This is a genomic window from Paenibacillus sp. FSL R7-0273 (assembly GCF_000758625.1).
In the GTDB taxonomy this organism is placed as follows: Bacteria; Bacillota; Bacilli; order Paenibacillales; family Paenibacillaceae; genus Paenibacillus_AQ.
In genome coordinates this window covers 1,664,116-1,682,619 of record NZ_CP009283.1, presented here as the reverse complement: position 1 = coordinate 1,682,619, position 18,504 = coordinate 1,664,116, and the positions used below count along the sequence as shown (strand labels likewise).

Annotated in this window: 15 protein-coding genes; 5 read left to right on the top strand and 10 right to left on the bottom strand. The window is 49.9% G+C overall.

All coding sequences use genetic code 11. From position 1 onward, the window contains the following. Positions 1-50: 50 nt before the first annotated feature. Positions 51-356, bottom strand: coding sequence for a hypothetical protein (locus tag R70723_RS31455; protein WP_052421215.1), 306 nt, complete (start codon positions 354-356; stop codon positions 51-53). A gap of 158 nt (positions 357-514) precedes the next feature. Between R70723_RS31455 and R70723_RS07345 the strand changes: the two genes are divergently transcribed. Then, complete coding sequence (locus R70723_RS07345) at positions 515-1,003, top strand: prolyl-tRNA synthetase associated domain-containing protein (protein WP_039870977.1); 489 nt, start codon at positions 515-517, stop codon at positions 1,001-1,003. A gap of 69 nt (positions 1,004-1,072) precedes the next feature. Here R70723_RS07345 and R70723_RS07340 read toward each other — a convergent pair whose 3' ends face one another. The 6 genes from R70723_RS07340 to R70723_RS07315 all read right to left on the bottom strand — a co-directional run bounded on the left by R70723_RS07340 (position 1,073) and on the right by R70723_RS07315 (position 7,823). After that, positions 1,073-1,630, bottom strand: a complete 558-nt coding sequence (locus tag R70723_RS07340) for a DUF4097 family beta strand repeat-containing protein (RefSeq protein WP_039870976.1) — start codon at positions 1,628-1,630, stop codon at positions 1,073-1,075. A gap of 11 nt (positions 1,631-1,641) precedes the next feature. After that, entirely contained in the window at positions 1,642-2,364 is a 723-nt protein-coding gene (locus R70723_RS07335) for an ABC transporter permease (protein ID WP_039870974.1), read from the bottom strand. Beyond that, positions 2,361-3,056, bottom strand: coding sequence for an ATP-binding cassette domain-containing protein (locus R70723_RS07330; RefSeq protein WP_052421213.1), 696 nt, complete (start codon positions 3,054-3,056; stop codon positions 2,361-2,363). The genes R70723_RS07335 and R70723_RS07330 overlap by 4 nt, the downstream gene beginning before the upstream one ends. Before the next feature lie 219 nt (positions 3,057-3,275). Then, a complete protein-coding gene (locus tag R70723_RS07325; RefSeq protein ID WP_039870972.1) occupies positions 3,276-4,025 on the bottom strand; it encodes a LytR/AlgR family response regulator transcription factor in 750 nt (249 codons plus the stop codon). A 2-nt stretch (positions 4,026-4,027) separates the two neighbouring features. Continuing rightward, positions 4,028-5,287: a sensor histidine kinase gene (locus R70723_RS07320; protein WP_179088013.1), complete on the bottom strand. Its 1,260-nt coding sequence runs from the start codon at positions 5,285-5,287 to the stop codon at positions 4,028-4,030. A 139-nt stretch (positions 5,288-5,426) separates the two neighbouring features. Continuing rightward, a complete protein-coding gene (locus R70723_RS07315; RefSeq protein WP_039870966.1) occupies positions 5,427-7,823 on the bottom strand; it encodes a GH36-type glycosyl hydrolase domain-containing protein in 2,397 nt (798 codons plus the stop codon). A 323-nt stretch (positions 7,824-8,146) separates the two neighbouring features. On the opposite strand from R70723_RS07315, the gene R70723_RS07310 reads away from it, so the two are divergent. Together R70723_RS07310 and R70723_RS07305 are read left to right on the top strand one after the other, a co-directional pair. Then, positions 8,147-10,402 carry a B12-binding domain-containing radical SAM protein gene (locus R70723_RS07310; RefSeq protein ID WP_039870964.1) on the top strand — a complete coding sequence of 752 codons (2,256 nt, stop codon included), beginning with the start codon at positions 8,147-8,149 and terminating at the stop codon, positions 10,400-10,402. Continuing rightward, the gene (locus R70723_RS07305; RefSeq protein ID WP_039870962.1) at positions 10,399-11,685 is read left to right on the top strand and encodes an MFS transporter; all 1,287 of its coding nucleotides are present in this window, start codon (positions 10,399-10,401) and stop codon (positions 11,683-11,685) included. The genes R70723_RS07310 and R70723_RS07305 overlap by 4 nt, the downstream gene beginning before the upstream one ends. 22 nt (positions 11,686-11,707) lie before the next feature. Here the strand turns inward: R70723_RS07305 and R70723_RS07300 are convergent, their stop codons facing one another. Further along, the gene (locus tag R70723_RS07300) at positions 11,708-12,076 is read right to left on the bottom strand and encodes a VOC family protein (protein WP_039870961.1); all 369 of its coding nucleotides are present in this window, start codon (positions 12,074-12,076) and stop codon (positions 11,708-11,710) included. Between the two features lie 75 nt (positions 12,077-12,151). After that, positions 12,152-13,102 (bottom strand): helix-turn-helix transcriptional regulator, encoded by a 951-nt coding sequence (locus R70723_RS07295; protein ID WP_039870959.1) that lies wholly within the window; start codon positions 13,100-13,102, stop codon positions 12,152-12,154. A gap of 148 nt (positions 13,103-13,250) precedes the next feature. On the opposite strand from R70723_RS07295, the gene R70723_RS07290 reads away from it, so the two are divergent. Further along, positions 13,251-15,986, top strand: a complete 2,736-nt coding sequence (locus tag R70723_RS07290; protein ID WP_372238227.1) for a cation-transporting P-type ATPase — start codon at positions 13,251-13,253, stop codon at positions 15,984-15,986. A 688-nt stretch (positions 15,987-16,674) separates the two neighbouring features. After that, positions 16,675-17,442, top strand: a complete 768-nt coding sequence (locus tag R70723_RS07285; protein WP_039870958.1) for a hypothetical protein — start codon at positions 16,675-16,677, stop codon at positions 17,440-17,442. Positions 17,443-17,993: 551 nt separating this feature from the next. On the opposite strand, the gene R70723_RS07275 is transcribed toward R70723_RS07285, so the two are convergent. After that, complete coding sequence (locus tag R70723_RS07275) at positions 17,994-18,422, bottom strand: hypothetical protein (RefSeq protein WP_039870956.1); 429 nt, start codon at positions 18,420-18,422, stop codon at positions 17,994-17,996. Positions 18,423-18,504: the final 82 nt, after the last annotated feature.

The following is an 18,504-nucleotide window of genomic DNA, read 5'->3' as shown; positions in this document are numbered from 1 at the left end:
TAAGTACGCACTTTCTTTACATATACTGACCAAAAAGTAATGTAGTATCCTTAAGGAAACCAACATTTGGGGTAATCCTGATGAATATAGCTCAGTATGAGCTGAAGCCTTTCTTGCTGCAGCTTATTAGCTTTGGAGGTCTCTTCTGCAGACAATGTAATATTGGAGATGATACTGAACCATACCTGGACCGTCTTGATCGACAGCTCATACTCCCAGCCCCAGGATCTGTCATCATAGCTTTGCTTCATTTCCCACAGCATTTGCAGAACCTTCCGCTGCCAGTCAGCCTCCCCTTTAATCTCAATAGATAACAGGGATGAGTTGATATAGGGCAAAACGTATTTCTGCTCCATCGCGCTGTCCGCATAGAATGTCAAGTATTTCTCGGGAAAAGCAAAGCTGATGTACTGGCCATCCGGGGTCAGCCGGGTCTTCCCGCAGGAACCATCTCATGATATTATTATGTCCAGTTGCAATTCCCACTCTGCCAAATCCAATGATAAAGGTGATCATGATGAACCGCGAAGCCGTTATTGAGCTGTTGAAGCAGCAGAATGTAAGCCATGAAGTGATTGACCATCCTGCAGCCTATACCATCGCAGACATGGAGAGCTTCGGGCTCCCCAGAATAGATCAGATAGCCAAAAATCTGTTCATCCGTGATGACAAGAAAAGAAACTATTATCTGCTGACAATCCAAAAGGATAAGTCCGTTAACCTGAAGCAGCTGCGCACACTGCTGGAATCCCGGCCCCTGACGTTTGCTTCTGAAGAGGATCTGCTGCAGCTGCTCGGGCTCACCAAAGGCGCCGTTTCCCCGTTTGGCATCCTGAATGACAAGGAATGCACCGTGAAATTTATCCTGGACGAGGAGCTGCACAAGAGTGCAACCGTCGGCGTCCATCCTAACGAAAACACCGCTACAGTCTGGCTGGCACCCGAAGATCTGCTCGGCATCGTAACAGCCCATGGTAATGAGGTCAGTGTAATAACACTGTAGGCATACATGAAAAGAACCCAGGCGCTTATCCTATTGGACAAGTGCCTGGGTTCTTTTTTAATATGAAAGCTATTCCTCAATAATCTCAATATCACCTGAGCCCAGCTCGATCTTCACGGTTTCAGGAACATCATATTCCTTCGCCGGACCCGTCACCGTCCCATTATTGGTCAGCAATTGATACTTCCGCTCATAGGTCTCCGGCACATGCAGCTTCACCTCTCCGCGGTTCGACTGGATAACAAGCTTGTTCAGCGTATTCAGATCCGCCAGATAAATGTTCACTGTTAACCTGGCATCATTAAACTTCGCCATACTGAAGCCGAAATCGGAGACAACTGACAAGCTTAAGCCTTGTGAATCCGGCTGGATTTGCTCTATTTTCTGGGCAAAGGATTCTGGCAGGCTCCCCGTTATTTCCACCCTATTGTCAGCGCTGCTGCTCGGCCTGATATGAACATCCAGGTTCTGGCTTAGACCTTTAATTTCTATCCGGGAAGCCTCAGCTTCAGTTAATTCCCAGCTTTTATTCACCGATACGGTCTGCTCATGAGTGTACCCCATAAGTACAATACCGACCGCCGCCAGCATCAGCAGAACCACCAGTACTTTTGTCCGTTTACGCATAGCCATGCCCCCTATTTCAATTCCTCACCCGAGAATCTGACCCAGCTCCAGCCCACCGTTACACTCCAGATCACGAATCCGCCGATAATCATCCCGGTCCATTCCGCATGGCTAAATTCCCCGATGTTTACAACTCTGGACAAGTTCTGGAACAGCAGGTAAGGCGAAAGGCGTCCTGCGTCCATCTTCATTTGGCTCATGAGCACATTCAGCAGATTCTCACCTAAGAGGACGATTAGCAGGTATAAGGCTGTAGGCAAAGCCGTTGTGCGCACCAGCGTATAGATCATGAATCCAAGTGACAGTACGATGTAATAAAGGATGATTTGCAGGCCAATAGTCAGCATTATTTTCTCCGGGTTAAATGAACCCAGCAGCACATAAGCAGACAGGATTGCCGACAGGCTGTACGCTGCAACCAATACAGTCCCGACCATGTAGGTTAACAGGATTTTGCTGCCAAAATAGACCTTACGCGAAACTCCGGAGATCAGTACGTTATTAACCGCACGGCTCGTAAAATCGGTATGCCAGGTGAACAGATAAATCGGTATAAACATAACCGGCAAAAGAAGCGTTCCACTCCGCAGCACCCTCGTAATCACCGTAAGCGCATCCTGCTCCCCTGCTGTCTTGACCATTAACAAGGCTATGCACATGACTGCAAGCGTGAGGAGCAGCAGCCTTTTCTTTCTCCATATCCGGTATACATCTGCCCGCAGTAATGTCTTCATAGTGCCACCTTCTGTCTGTTGACTGTCTTCAGGAAGTGGTCTTCCAGCCCGGTCTGCAGCTCTTCGCCTGCAAATTCCTGGATTAACTCCCCCTCATGCAGGATACCGTATCTCGTAGCCACCAGCTCAAGCTCAGTTAAAATATGACTGGAAATCAGCAGCGTCGTGCCCAGCTCCTGATTAATACGTTGAATCATCTGTCTGATTTCGATAATCCCCATGGGGTCTAAACCGTTGATAGGCTCGTCCAAGATCAGCAAATCCGGCTCATTCAGAATAGCCATGCCGATCCCCAGCCGCTGCTTCATCCCCAGGGAAAAATCCTTGACCTGCTTGCTGCTTGCATTCTCCAGGCCAATAAAAGCCAAGGTGCCTGCCACCTTCTCTTTGCTGTAGCAATTCTTCTGGATGCCGCTGTATTTCAGATTCTCCTCAGCTGTCATATCCATGTAGAGCGCAGGGCTTTCGATCACAGCACCCACCTTAATGTCAGGTCTCAGAAGGCTGTACTCCCCGGAGCTTGGGGCAATCAGCTTGGTCAGCATACGGATCAGGGTGGTTTTCCCGGCACCGTTATTACCGATCAGCCCGTAAATGTCCCCCTTATATAAGGTCATATCAACCTTGCGTACCACGTTAGCTTCCTTATAATGCTTCGAGAGCTTCTTCGTCTGCAGCATAACTTCCTTCATCCCGGCTTCACTCCATTTGTCTTGTTCTTGAAGTGATCATACGGTAACTAGTGAAGGCGCAGCGTGCTTTTTCCTGAATGGACCGTTTCATTTCCCGTTTGACAAAGTAGAAACAGACTCCGTCCTAAACAGGGCGGTGTCCGTTTCTGCGAGAAATATAAGGAGAATTTATAGCGTAAAGCCTTTAAATCCTTATATTCAAAAACTCCCCATTTCCGGTTAAGAAAATGAGGAGCTCTCCATATGTGCATTCAGTTCTTTTTTGCCGCTTCTGGACAGCATGCACGTCTGCCCGTTCGTCATCAGCACGGAGGAAGCTTTAGCATTCACCGTTACAATATGACGCTTGTTAATCAGAAAGGAGCGGTGACAGCGGATGAACCGGCCGCCGACCCTTTGTTCAATATTTTTGAGGTTATCAAAAAATTCCACATAAGCATGGGCTGTAACCAGAATTACCTTATGCTTGGCGGCAGCCGTCTCAAAGTACAGAATATCCTCAATTTTGATGTATCTGATCTCATCCATCTGGCGTATGGTGAAAAATTCAGTCTCATCGCGGTCGTCCGCATGCATCCGTTCATTAATGCTGGCCAGACACTGCTGAATTCTTGAACCGACCTGTTCAGGCTCATCCTTCAGGATATAATCCATCGCCTCGATCTGGTATTTGAAGGTTTCAAAGGCCAGCTCGCCATGCGTCGTTATAAAGACAACAAAACCCCTGGCATCCAGCCTCCGTATCTCTTTAGCCAGATCAAAGCCGCTCATATCACTGGATAAATCAATGTCGAGAAAATAAATCCCTCTCGTCCGGCTGCGGGCGATCCCCTCCAGAACCTCACGCGGATTACCGGTAGCCAGCTGCAGCCGCATATCCAGATTTTCGATGAGGATAAACTTCTCAATTACATCTGTGACCCGCGCTCTCGCCGCAGGATCATCTTCACATACATAAACGGGCAGCAATTCTAACGCACACTCTTCTCTTTAAAGGATTTTATAACCTGCACAAAGCTCCCGTCCTCCAAGACGGTCTCGGTTACAACGTTACCATATCTGTTAACCAGCGTCTTGTAGCTATACAGCCCAATACCTCTATTATCTCCCTTGGTAGAGTATCCATTGTTCCATATCTCGCTCACAGAGGGTGCATCGGCATAGCTGTTTCGAACAATAAGCACAAACCTTCCTTGGTCCTGAATCAGTGCAGCTTTTACAAACCCGCCTTCGCAGCCGGCAGCCGCTTCAATCGCATTATCGAGCAGAATGCCCAGGCACCGGATGAAGTCGACCCGATCCATATATACCTCCGTAACATCCTTGACAGCTTCCAGAGTGAAGCTGACCTGCAGACCTTTAGCTTTGGACAGCTTGGCCAGCAGCAGCCCTTTGACCTCATCGATCCTGACACGGCTCAGATGGGTGCTTTCCTGAATGCTCTGATCCAGATTCTGCTCCAGGCTCAGGATGTGCCGGGATACAACATTCAGCGTCTCATTAACCTTGTCATCACTTCTAGAAGCGTACAGGCTGGCCATAATATTCTTGTAATCATGCTGAAAGGCGCGGATTTCATGCTGCAGCTGCTCTAAATTGCTGATATAGGCCTGCTGCTGCTGGAGCATGAACTCCTGGCGCTGAAGCCGCTCGTTCTTCATTGCATTGCGGTAATAGACAGTCAGCACCAGCAGCAGGACCATTACGCTTCCGATGATCGTAACAAACGACAGTAAGTACAGCTGGTCAAAATCCTCTGTCCCTGCCAGAAACTGTACGGACAGGTACTGCATCATTTTAACCCAGACTAGAATGAACGTAGCTACGAATACGGTGGTAATGATGCTTCCTTTTCTCACGCTGTACAGCCGCTCAAACCACACCGATAGCTTCCTTTGCCGCAAAAAGAACAAGACAACCAGCAGAAACACATCACTTATGAGTGAAATGACCAAGGTCTGCAGCTCCATCGTTTCCAGCGACAATAGGGCATTAAACGTAGTCGAGCTTCCCGTAATAAAAAAGGTCCTGATCACTATGTATACCATAATAAAGGCAATTCCCGATGCGCCTATACACTGCAATAGAGCTTTGCGGCGGATTATGAATGCTAGTATCGGCATAATCAGAACCTGAAGCATGTACGCGGTCAGCACCGGATGCTCCCATGACATTATAAGCGGGATGCTGAACAGAGTGAAGGCAATAAACCAGCAATACGCATACTGCACCAGGCTCATCCTTAGATGAAGCAGCCTGTTCACTAAATAGAGATGTCCGGACACGGAAATCCCATAACACATAATTATGGTAAGAACATTGCTTAGAAAATGCATGAATGATTCTTCTCCCTGTATTAATTCATCTACCTTATGAATGAGCTGCATTAACCTCAGGAAGCTTAACAAGCACCTTATATTGCCCGCCGGCCTCCAGCCCTTTCAGAATACCGTCCGGGACAAGCTCACCGTCCAGATAAACCTCTATTGCGGATACTCCGGCTTCACGCTTCATTTCAACATGCAGCTGTGCGCCTCTGAAGGTGCGTTTTACCACAGCCTCATTCCAATCCGAAGGCAGCTGCGGCCGCACCTGCAGTCCTTCACGGCTACCCTGCAGCCCGAACAGGCCGTCAATCAGACAGCGGTATACCCACGGGACCGTTCCGGTATTAAAAAGATGGCTGGAGCGTCCGGCGGTCTTCGGAAATTGTCTGTAGGCTCCGCGGTAATAGTTCGGTATAAAGACCGGCAGCTGGCCCCGCTGGATGATATCCCCGATGTCGGGTCCCGGAAGCATTTTACGCAGCAGCCGGTAGGCATCCTCCTGCTCGCCAACCGCATACAGGCCATAGATATAAAAGGCTGCGGCATGATTGTAGACCGCCCCGTTCTCGGCTGTCCCCGGATGCTTTTGTGTTACCCGGCCCACATCCTCCCGCATAGCGGTATAGGAGGGTGCGAGCTTTTCCACACCATATGGGGTTTCAAGCTGTTCGCGGACTGATCTCATCAGCTTCGCCTGCTTCTCCTCATCGGCCGCACCGCTGAGCAGCGCCCAGCCCTGCGGATTAATGAAGATCCGGCCTTCCTTATCCTCGCTGATCCCGAACACTACATTGTCATCGGTAATTCCCCGCGCATACCACTCGCCATCCCAGAAATACCGGTTGACTACAGCATTCGTCTCATCCGCAGCCTGGCGGAAGGTCTTCCCGTTCTCCGGCCGTCCGCTGTGTTCGCAGATATCCGCCCAGACCCTAAAAGCATATGCCGTAGCTATAGTCAGCCATCCAGAAACACCCTGACCCTTATAGCCGACCATATTCATCGGATCACACCAGTCGCCCTGATTAATATAATTCAGTCCTCTTTCATCCCGCTCATGAATCAGCCAGTGCATGGCCCGGTCGATGTGCTCGAAGACAGTGCCTGCTTCCCCGCCGCCCGAGTAAGGAACGGTCTCCTCCAGAATGCTGTAATCATCCGTCTCCTCCAGATACGTAATGAGGCAGACCGGCAGCCAGACACAGTGGTCGGTATGCGGCACCTGATTGATGTATTTAAGCTCAGCCGCTTCATGCAAAATAATGCCGTCCGGCATGGCTCCGCTTACATTTTGCTGGCTTAAGGCGGTCAGGAACGCCCCTCTCGCCGTCTGCGGCTTAATATAGCTCATCCCCATATTATCCTGCAGATAATTCCGGGTCTGGGGATCTGTCGTCAGGCGGTTCGTCTGGCCGTGATAATACATCTGCCGGGGCAGCCAGTGGTTAACCAGATTATCCAAATCGGCATCCGGAGTGGTGATTTCGATGATGCCTCTGCCTTCCCGGATGTATTCCTCATACTCCTGCTCAGCGAGCACGAAGCCGTCCTTACCGGCTGCATCAGTAGTCAGGAAGAGACGCTGGCGGATAGCTGCAATCTCCTGTTCATCATGCGCAGGTCCGAATACAAAGCGGTACTCCCGCTCTTCCCCCGGGGCAAGGCCGATGCTGTATTGCAGTACGGCTACGGGTGTTTCATAGCGCGCCTCCCCGTTGGCCAGCAGTCCGCCTTTTAGCGCTGACGGCGAGCCGATTCCTCCTTCACCTTCAAAGGCCTCCTGATTTACCTCCCAGGCTGCCGGAGCCTGATCAGCGAGCAGGAACGTCCGGTCCTTCAGGCGTTTGATCTTGTCATAGTCCTGATATTTCTGATAAGGCGTAACGGCCGTAGCCACGATTCCCTGCAATGCTTCCTTATATTCACCGGACTGATTCATCCAGGACATATAACCAATAGTGAAATAAGGGTAGATGCTAATTTTCCGGGCAGTTGAGGACAGATTGGTCACCTTTACCCGCCACAGCTCCATTGGCTCATTTTTGGGCAGGCTCAGCGTCATTTCGATAGCAATGCCGTTTTTCTCTATACTCCAGACAATATTATGTTTACCAACAGCAAAGGTGTAGTGATCAGGAGGCATGCGGACAGGCTCGTACGGGGCAGAGAACAGCTCACCGTTCTCCTCATCCTTCACATACAGAAACCGGCCGGGATGATGGGCATAATAAGGCTGCTCCGGCTGCATGAAGGTTTTGGCTTCCAGATTCGGTGCATACGAGTACTTGGCAGGCTCCGGCTGCATGAACTGGGCCACGGCATATCCCCTGCAGTTCATATGAATCATCATCTGCTCATTCCACAGAAAGCCCGAAGCCTTGGGCAGAATCGTCGGACTCGACAGCTCATAATACTGATTATCCTCAGAAGCTCTTATCATTTACTTGCCCCTCTTTCCATAAAATCTCATATTTACCCAAATTAATAGTTTATCTGCTATTTCATTTAGCGTCAATCTGCTAGCTCATATATCAAATGGTATTATTTAGCATATAATCTCTTTAATACCCAAAGGAGGTGAGATCATATGAAAAAGGAAGAACAAGAGCTGCTCGCAGCCATTCTGGAGGTCACCGAAGAATTTGACAGCGTTGTTACACGTGAGAACAACATCAATAATATCCACTAGCCGCTTTCCGCAGCCCGGCCTCCTCATTGAATCCTTCAATCGGGGAGGTATCTTTTTAATATGGAGGTCATGAAATGGTAAAAACTGCGCTTATCTACCCGCCTGTCAGTGATCCTACCTCGGGTTATCACAGTCTTTGCTGTCTGGCGGGCTATGCGCGGCAATTCGGCTTTGCCGATATTGATATTATTGACAGCAATATTGATTCTTGGCTGTATACTACTACCCCTGAGCAGATCGAAAGAACGATGCAGGCTATTAATGAACGGACTGCACAGCTTCAGATGCGGAAGCACCTTACGCCTGTTGAACAGATGGAGCTTCATTACGCGCTCAAAGTACAAGGCATGAACTTCGCTGAGGAGCTTCCGGCCGCACTGCATACCTTCAGGAATGAAGCAGCCTTTTTTGACTACACGCTGTATACAAGCGCCGTTGAGACCGTAATGCTCTGGATGGATGCCTTATCTTTAAAGGGCTTCCCGGGTCAGTTCCGGGGCTTCAGCCTGGCGACCAGCGGATTTTTTAATATTTTCAGCTCACTGGATATGCGTGATCCAGAAATCACCGGAGTGATCTCCCGGCCGTTCACTGATTATTATAGCAAGGAATTGATCCCCGGCATTAGTACAGGCGGTTATTCCCTCGTTGGCATCAGCATCACCTATGTCGCCCAAATCCCCTTCGCACTCAGCATGGCACGTCACATCCGGACAAGCTGTCCGGGAATCCGCATGATATTCGGCGGTACCGCCGTCTCGGATTACTGGAAATACATTTTGGATAAAAACGATTTTTATGCAGTATTTGACTCTGCGGATGCCTGCATTATCGGTGAAGGTGAAAGTGCCTTTGTCTCTATTCTCCAAGCCTTGGAGCACGACACCTCTATACCTGCGTCTCCGAATATTGCCCTGCACCCAAGGCATCAGGCTGTGACTGATACCTTTACGCCCGAAATCAAATATGAGGATATCTGCTCCTTTCCGGCGCCGGAGTACAGCAAGCTGCCCTGGGAAAAGTACCTGTCCCCGTATCCGTTCATATACTATTCTCCTTCGCGGGGCTGCTACTGGAACCGGTGCACCTTTTGTGATTACGGCTTAAATACCGATTCGCCTACCAGTCCCTGGCGGCAATACCCGCTCGATAAAATTATGGAAGATTTGAGGACGCTTGCCGTCACCTACAAATATATATATTTTTCAGTAGATGTGCTTTCTCCTGCTTTACTCCTGAAGCTTGCAGCGGCCATTCTGGAAGAAGGGCTCGATATCCGCTGGGGAGCAGAGATCCGGCTTGAGGAATACTGGACACCGGAGCGCTGCGGGTTGCTGCAGCAAAGCGGCTGTACCGCCATCTCGGTCGGGTTTGAATCCGGCAACCAGCGGATCCTGAACCTGATTAACAAAGGAACCAAGGTCGACCGGCTGCAGGAAACGATTCAAATGTTCAGCGAAGCCGGCATCGGCGTGCAAATTATGGGCTTTACCGGCTTCCCTACCGAAACGGTTGAAGACGCTCTGGGCTCTGTTGATTTTTTGCAGGAGAATACCAGGCATTGGACCTTTGGCGGACTCGGCCAGTTCGTCTTAACCAAAGGCGCTATTATAGCCAAGGAACCGGAGCGCTTCAATATTCATGGTGTCCGGCCGTTTGAGGGGGAGGATGTCGCATGGCGGCTGCATTACAGTGAGCCTAAGGATCTGCTGGCTGCATCTTCACGCTGCGGATCGAAGGAGCTGACTGAGGCCAAAGCCTCGTTGCGGGGAGGTCTGCTGGACCGTCCCTGGGTGGGGGGAGTGGATACTGCGCATTCAATGTTCTACCATGACAGGTTCGGAACTAATATCCTGAGCTTCATAGGCGGGGCAAATCATACGCCGGCCAACGCGGATACAGTCATGGAATTAAACGGTCATCTCCTTGAGGGGCGTTATTACCTTCCTGTACACAAGCTGTTCAGCAAAAAGAACCTGGATAACCTTCTGGATTCCTCCGAACACGAAGGAAGGGCAGTCACCGCGCAAAATATAACGGAGCTGCTTCAGCAATGGAAACCTGAGGTTCCCGGCTATACGGAGCCACAGGAGCAGCAGCTGTTCGTCCGGCGGGACGGTACTCTTTTTCCGTTTCCCGCACCGATGCTCAGTTTTTTGCGCAAGTTCGAGCATGGCTTAAGCTTAACGGAGCTGCTTCAGCAATCCTCACAGCATGAATTTCATACCAAGCTATGGCAGCACTGCATCAGCAGCCGGTTTCTGCGGGTGAAGCAGCCGCAGGTATCTGAGGCATATAGAGCCTTAGACAGAGGAGGAGTATTCAGTTGAATTCCGTAGTAAGCAAGCCCAGTTACAGGCTTCTGCTGCAGCATAATGCGGACTTCCGCTATTTATGGCTGGCCCGTGCCTGCTCCTTCTTTGGGGATTCCTTATACAATCTGGCAGTTAGCTGGCTCGTGTATTCGATGACCGGCTCCTCGCTCCAGGTGGGGCTTGTGATCGTCACCAAATTTCTGCCGGAAATGATCCTCGGCCTGTTCATCGGCGCCTGGGTTGACCGGTTGAACAAAAAAATCCTGATGCAGATCTCCGATGCCGCCCAGGCTCTGCTGACCGGAACCCTTGCAGTACTCATGTTAACCGGTCAGCTGCAGCTGCTGCATATCTATCTGATTACAGCCGCCCTTGCCATAATGGGCAATCTGTTCGGGACCTCACAGAGCTCCCTGATGCCCGAGCTCATCGCAGATAAAGCCTATCTTATCGCGGCCAATTCACTGATGTCTGTTTCTCTGCAGATCACCCGTATTCTCGGTACGGTTACCGGAGGAATACTGGTGGCCTCTATTGGGAATTCAGGAGCCGTGATTGTGGATGCGGTATCGTTTATTCTTTCGCTTGTCCTGATTCAGCGGATCAGATTCCGCAGTAAGACAAAGAGACAACCCGGCAGTGCCGGGTTGTCCATCTTTGCGGAAATCACTGAGGGCTGGGGATGGCTGCGCGGGCAGACTGCCCTGCTGCTCCTCATCCTTCTAGGTACGCTCAGCAATATTGCCCTGGGGCCAAGCAATGTGCTTCCCCCCATGCTGATCGGGGAGCTGCTGCAGGGCGGTTCCCGTGAGCTTGGTATTTTTAATGCGGCTATAGGGGCCGGACTGCTTCTGGGCGGACTCTTTGTCGGCAGCCAAGCTCCCCGGAGAATCGGCCTCTGGTTCTCCTGCGGGCTGGGAATTCAAGGCCTTGGCATGGGAGTGATTGCAATATCTTCTGCACTCTGGCCAGCCTGCTTTGGCAACCTGCTCCTTGGCTTTGGCGTGACAGTCACAGTAATTCCGATGAGCACCCTGTTTCAGCTCCTGGTTCCGTCCCAGCTCCGGGGACGCGTCAACAGCATCAGCTCCATGGCCTTTAACCTCTCCATTCCGTTAACCTACGGCGGTGTAGGAATTCTGGCCGACAGAATCGGTGTGGCCATTTGCTTCGCAATTGCCGCTGCCCTGTTTGCTGTATGCCTGACCACGGGCCTGACCAATGCTCATCTGCGCAGCCTTGATATTACAGCTCCGCCGTCCTCCCGTGCACCGGACCGGGAATTTCATGCAGGGTAATATCAGGGTTTACTGTATCGTATCAGCCTTTGCTGTGAAGGGTAACCAGATAGCCGTCCGGGTCAGCAAAGGTAAAGGTCCGCCCGAAGGGGCCGTCTATCGGAGCAGATGTAATCTTTACCCCTGCTGCAATAAGCTTGTCATGGATTTCCTGCGTATCCGGGGCATAGAGCCACAGCGCTACACCTAATCCAGGCTGAGTACCTGAACCGAGCTCTACTCCCGGCAATAAGCCGCGAAGAGCAAAGGCGATGGGCTTCGTTTCAAAGACCACAGCATGAGGCGGTCCCGCCTGTGAGCGGACCAGTCCAAGATAGTTTTGATAAAATGCTGCAGAGCCTTCAAGATTGCTCACCTGTAGTGAAATGAAATCGGGTCCAATGACTGGCATAATATTTCTCCTTTGTATGCGGGTTTGTTTATAATCTTGTCCTGATTATACAAGCCCCCTGCTGCCAACAGTATGTCAGTAGCGTTCTTTCATTTTTGCGATTTCTTCTCTTATCCGGTTTCTGAAGGACTCCGGTTCAGTGACTACCACCTCTCCTCCCCACCCAAGAATCCAGCTCAGCAGCTCCTCCGGCTCACGGACACGAAAAGTAGCATGGTAACCATCCTCTTTAGATTCGGCAGTCTCCATATAATAGTTGTTCGCTTCTTCAACCCGGTCGGCAATTTCTGAATTAAAAATAGCTGAGACCCTTATGCTGCGGGTATCCTTCGGCTGATAGGCCTGAAGGTTAAAGTTATCGGGTGTCTGAAACGTATCCTCCGTCACGGCAAGCTCACTGATTCTGGAAACCCGGAAATGGCGGATATCCTCCCGCAGGCCGCAGTAGGCAAGTAACAGCCAGCCGTTCTGCTCATCATGCGCCAATCCGTATGGCGATACCGTCCGCACAGTCGTTCTGCTCCCATCAGCTTCAGCGGCCCGTTTGTTGTAGGTAAAACGAATCTTCCTGCTCTCCAGCATGGCTCCACGAATGATTCCCAAATGCTCCTTCTCCCGCAGCATGACGGCCATTTGATCTTTTTGGAGCAGACGGATGCCTCCTTGTATCCGGCTAGTCTCTTCACGGATGGGTCCTGACAGAATAGCCTCAATTTTTTTACTGGAAGAACGGGCACTGCTGCGAAAAGCCGGATCAAAGCGTTTTTCTATAAATTCAGCACCAAGAACCAGTGATACTGCCTCTTCTACTGTAAAGCTGACAGGCGGAAGAAAATAGCCTTCCATTAAAGAATAGCCTAATCCTGTCTCACCAATGACGGGAACACCCGCCTCACTTAAAGCCTGCATATCACGATAAATCGTTCTTACACTGACCCCCAACACCTCTGCCAATTCATCAGCTGTCAGCAATCTGCTTCGCTGCAGCTCTATCATAATCGCTAGAAGACGCTCTGTTTTATTCAATCGAAGCTGCACTCCCTTCTTAGAATTCAACTTTAGCATTTATCTGCTCCTTCTGTGAACATTTCATAACGACTTCCCTCTGAAGCGTTTGCCTCGGCGCTATCCCGTTTAATGAATGGGAAGATTTAAACCAGAGGAGGCGACTGACTTGGCAGAGAAGCAGGAGAAGATGTGGCATGCCTTGGACAGCCAGCATACGCTGGAAGCATTGGAAACCGACAGTGAACAGGGCTTGAGTAATGGCGAGGCTAAGAACCGCCTGGACCGGTATGGGAAAAATGAGCTGCCGGAGGGAAAGAAAACACCGGTTATCCTTAAGTTTTTAAAGCATTTTAACGACGTGCTGATTTACATTTTGCTGGCAGCCGCCGTTATTATGGCCATATTGGGCCACTTTAGTGACACCATCGTTATCGTTATCGTAGCCATCGTTAATGCAACCATCGGCTTCATGCAGGAGCACCGGGCCGAGCAGGCGCTGGAGGGCATCAAGAATATGCTGTCTCCGGAGGCGCAGGTGCGGCGGGATGGAAGCCTGACACAAATTGAAGCGGCAGAGGTCGTACCGGGTGATATCGTGCTGCTAAGCGCGGGAGACAAAATACCGGCAGATCTCAGACTGCTCAGCAGTGACAACCTGAAGGTTGAGGAATCAGCCCTGACCGGCGAATCCACCTCTGTTGAGAAGCAGACGGGCGCGCTGGAGGAGGAAGTGACGCTGGGCGACCGGACCAACATTGTTTTTTCCGGGACTACTGTCTCATCCGGCACAGGGACCGGCGTAGCCGTTGCAACCGGGGATCAGACGGAAATCGGAAAAATCAACAAGTCGATTGCATCCGTCGAAGAACAAAGCACGCCGCTGCTGAAACAGACTGCCCATTTCGGCAAGATGGTATCCATTGTTATAGTGGCCGTGGCTGCGCTGATGTTCGGATTCGGATATTGGCTGCGTGATTATGAAGTCGGAGAGCTGCTGCTGTCGGTCATCGGTCTGGCTGTAGCGGCAATCCCCGAAGGACTACCGGCCATTTTGTCCATTATATTGGCAATCGGTGTACAAAATATGGCGAAAAGAAAAGCGATTGTCCGCAATCTGCCTTCGGTAGAAACACTCGGCGCTGTTTCGGTTATCTGCTCCGATAAAACGGGCACACTGACCAAAAACGAAATGACTGTCACCTCCGTGGTAACCTCCTCCCGCGAATATGAGGTAACGGGAACGGGCTATGCTCCAGAAGGTGAAATCCGCCGGAATAAAGAGCAAGAGGCAGATCCGGAAGAGGATCGGACGCTAAAACATCTGCTGATATGCGGGGTGACCTGCAACGATTCTGTTCTGACGAAGGAAGAGGGTAAATGGACGCTGCAAGGTGATCCTACGGAAGGCTGTCTGCTGACGCTTGCAGGCAAGGCACAATCCGATATGCCTGAACTGGAAATAACAGCAAAGCTGCCGTTCGACTCCGAATACAAATACATGGCGGTGCTGACCGGGGACGCTGGCCGTCCGGTTATTTATGTCAAAGGTGCGCCGGATCGTCTGTTTGAAATGGCGGACAGCCAGGCAGAGGATGAAGGTGTATCCCCGTTCAATGCCGGTTTCTGGCGTGACCAGATGCAGGCTCATGCCCGCAAAGGGCAGCGGGTCATTGGACTTGCGATGAAGGAGCTGCCGGAAGGGGCGTCTCCTGATCAGGTAGATCATGACGATCTGAAGGAAGGGCTTGTATTTCTGGGACTGGCGGGCATCGTCGATCCGCCGCGCGATGAGGTGGTGGACGCTATCCGCGAGTGCAAGAATGCAGGCATCGAGGTCAAAATGATTACCGGCGACCATAAGGAAACCGCGATGGCGATCGGCAAACAGCTCGGTATCGGCGACGGCGAGCATTCAATCGAAGGCCGGGAGCTGGACCGTATGTCCAAGGAGGAGCTGCAGGAGGCCGCCCGCAAGTACTCTATCTTTGCCCGGACCAGTCCGCAAAATAAGCTGCAGCTGGTCGAAGCGCTGCAAAGCAGCGGCAGCATCTGCGCCATGACCGGCGACGGGGTGAACGACGCGCCGGCCCTCAAACGGGCAGACGTAGGTGTTGCCATGGGCATCAAGGGAACAGAGGTGTCCAAGGATGCCTCGGAAATGGTGCTGGCTGACGACAACTTCAGCACCATCGTCCAGGCGGTGAAGGAAGGCCGGCGTGTCTACGACAATCTGAAGAAAACAATTCTGTTCATTTTGCCGACTAACGGTGCTGAAAGCTTCCTGATCATGGCGAGCATCCTGCTGGGCACCGTGATTCCGCTGACACCGATTCAGATTCTGTGGGTTAACATGGTCAGCTCGGTTACGGTTTCCCTGGCGCTGGCGTTTGAGCGTATCGAGCCCGGTGCCATGAAACGGCCGCCCCGCAATCCGGCTGCGCCCCTGCTGAGCAAGTATTATATCTTTAGAATACTGTTCGTGTCGGTATTGCTCGGCGGCGGGACGCTGGCGATGAGCATGTCCCTGCTGGATAACGGATATGACCAGAGCGTCGTCAACACCGTTACGATGCAGACCATCGTCCTGGCGCAAATGTTCCATTTATTCAACTGCCGGACAGAGCTGGAGCCGGCGTTCGGCAAAGGCTTTTTCGCCAACAAAGCCGTATTCGTCGTATCCGGCCTGCTGATTCTTTTCCAGCTGTCCATCACCTATCTGCCGTTCATGAACAAGGTGTTCGGTACAGTGCCGATCGGCCTGTCCTACTGGTCGTTCCCACTTATGATGGGGGCCGCGATATTCGTTATTATTGAAATTGAAAAGGCCATTACACGCACCATAGTCCGCCGTCGCAGCGAAGGCGACATCAGCGGCGAGGGCGGCGTTAAGAGTGCCGCTTAACGGTGAGTCTAGAGGCTCACGAGTTCGGGGCCTATACAGCAGCAGCCCGGGTATACATGTTAATGTGTATAGCCGGGCTGCTGTTTTTTAATTTAAACACGCGGCAGTTAGAATAAATTTATAGGTATAGAACGTCATTAAGAGGCTAACCAAACGGCTCCTGTTCCCTCCTTAGGCAAAACGTTGGGCAGCGGATTGATCTCCCCTGCCAAGCGTTAACCTCAGTCCGTCAGCTCAGAGTCAAATTAGTTATAAGTGTACTTCGTACAATTAAAACAAGGGAAATCAGTCTTTATAGGGAGATAACTGTATTCTTTACATCTATTTTCCTCAAAAAAGCCGTTTCCGGTCGTTTTCGGCAAATATAAATGTATAGAGTGCAGTTAAAACCTGCAGCGGAGCTATTTAGCCAGGTTTAGTTGCAGAAAGTACAGTTATTTCAGCCTGGCGCATTTATTTAGCTTTCGCGTTTGCAGCTCGTTTTTCTAACACCTTACACCTCTAACCTTAACCCTGCTGCTAAAGGGCCTTAGCTGTGGAAGCGATAGATCGTTTTCTCGTCAGATTATAAACATAATTGCGTTCTATATCGAAACCTATGCAGTATCCCATATTTTTTTCAAAAAATAAGAAGATTTAACGCATCAACCCGTCTTATAGATATAGACGTCACAATGGGAGGGCTGTAATGACAGAACCAGTCGAAGATAGATTGATCATCGAAAGGGTGCTGGGGGGAGACCGGGAGGCATTTGCGGTGCTGATTGATAAATATAGTCCGGCGGAGCTTAGTGAGAAGCTTTCACTTCAATTTCATTTGGAAAATGAAGCAGGCGAGGAAATCGGCCGCATCAATAATTATGGTTTTAACGGATACTCCTATTGGGACATTGGGTACTTCAAGAGCAATGACCCGGCCAGCAGAGCCCAGCAATGGACCTTCGCCCTTCCTTATCTGCCCTTTGACAGCAGCAGCATCAGGCTGGTGCTGGACGGTTACTCACTGCCCGTACAGACAGACGATTCAGTAACCTTTGTTCCTGAGGATTTAAAGAAGCAGCCTGCAGTCTTTAAAGGACAAGGAGATGTATTGCAGCTGCATGATTTCGAGATCAAAGATAATGGGGCAGGCAGCGGGCCTTCCGGCAGACTGCTGATTAGCGGTGAATTTGTGAACAGCTTCCAGGAGGACCGCTGGGTTGTTCAGGAAGAATCGGGCAAAACATATGACGCCCAGTTTACAGGCCATACACAGCTTGGAGAAATCGTAATCATTAATGCGCCCCAAGCAGGTTCTGACAGTCCTTCGTACTTCGATATTCCCGGCCTGACCGATATACCAGAGAAGCTGACGCTGATCAGGACAGTTACTAATAAAAGGTATACTGATGTAGACTGGAGCTTTGATTTACCGCAACCGGCCGGCGAAGGACTTAAGCTAGAACCACTAACATAATAATTTTGAATATCATAAATTGCGCAAATAACTTGTAGAAATGAGGGCAATATGTTCTCTATCACTGCAGGTTATTTCGCCATCTTAACCGCTTTATACTTATTTTTAATATCATTCAATCCATCCCCAGCATTTTTATGAGTTCTGATAAACCACTCCATACTCTAGCCGCAAAAATGAGGCAGATAAAAAAAATCAAAACATTAAAACCTATTAGTTTATTCCTTCCATGCTCTTTTAACCATCTCAAAAAATATATAAAGATACCAATGATGAATAGTATTGAAAAAAGAGACTGAAGAGTGACCATTGGATTATTTCTGGAGAATACACTGTCGCCAAATGAAAAGATGAATTTTATAAAAAGATCAAACGTTATGAGCCCGAATGAAGCACTCATGAATAAACCTAAGACACCTAAAAGTGTATGTTTATGGTTCATTCTATCCTCCCGCTATGTCGAATTCTCGGCGTCCGGATTATCTCTGCGCTCCTGTAAAAATGATTGATTATCTTTTTCACATATAGCCACCCTTTAACAATTCTTCAGTTTAGTCTATACCTTCCTTCTTCACCTTCCAGTCCGACAGCCAGGCGAACAGCAGTAAGAATTGAACAGTAAAATAAAGCATCGGAAGAAGTAGGCCTAGCTCTAAGGTGTATTTTGCGAATAAAAGCGGCGGCTCTTCATCAATGGAGAGTGTACTGTTATTTTGAATCGTAAGCAGATATAGAGCACTTGGAATAATACTTGCGGCTGACCAGATCATTAATCGTTTTCGGGATGCAGTCATGGAATACAAATATGCATTTACACTCAGTAACAATATAGGCAAAAGGTACATCTGCAACAGATGTATGGCATTTTCAAATGCAAAGCTTTCCAGTCTAATCTTTAATTTTAGGACAATCAGGAAATGAACAAAAATGATCATACTAACCCGCAGTAGTGCGGACATTATAGCCCTTCGGTTATCCATAACGCATCCACACCCTTCTGTTCCCTCTACATTTTATCGGATCAATCTCCTAATTTATGTATGCTGTCTCTAATTCCGGATT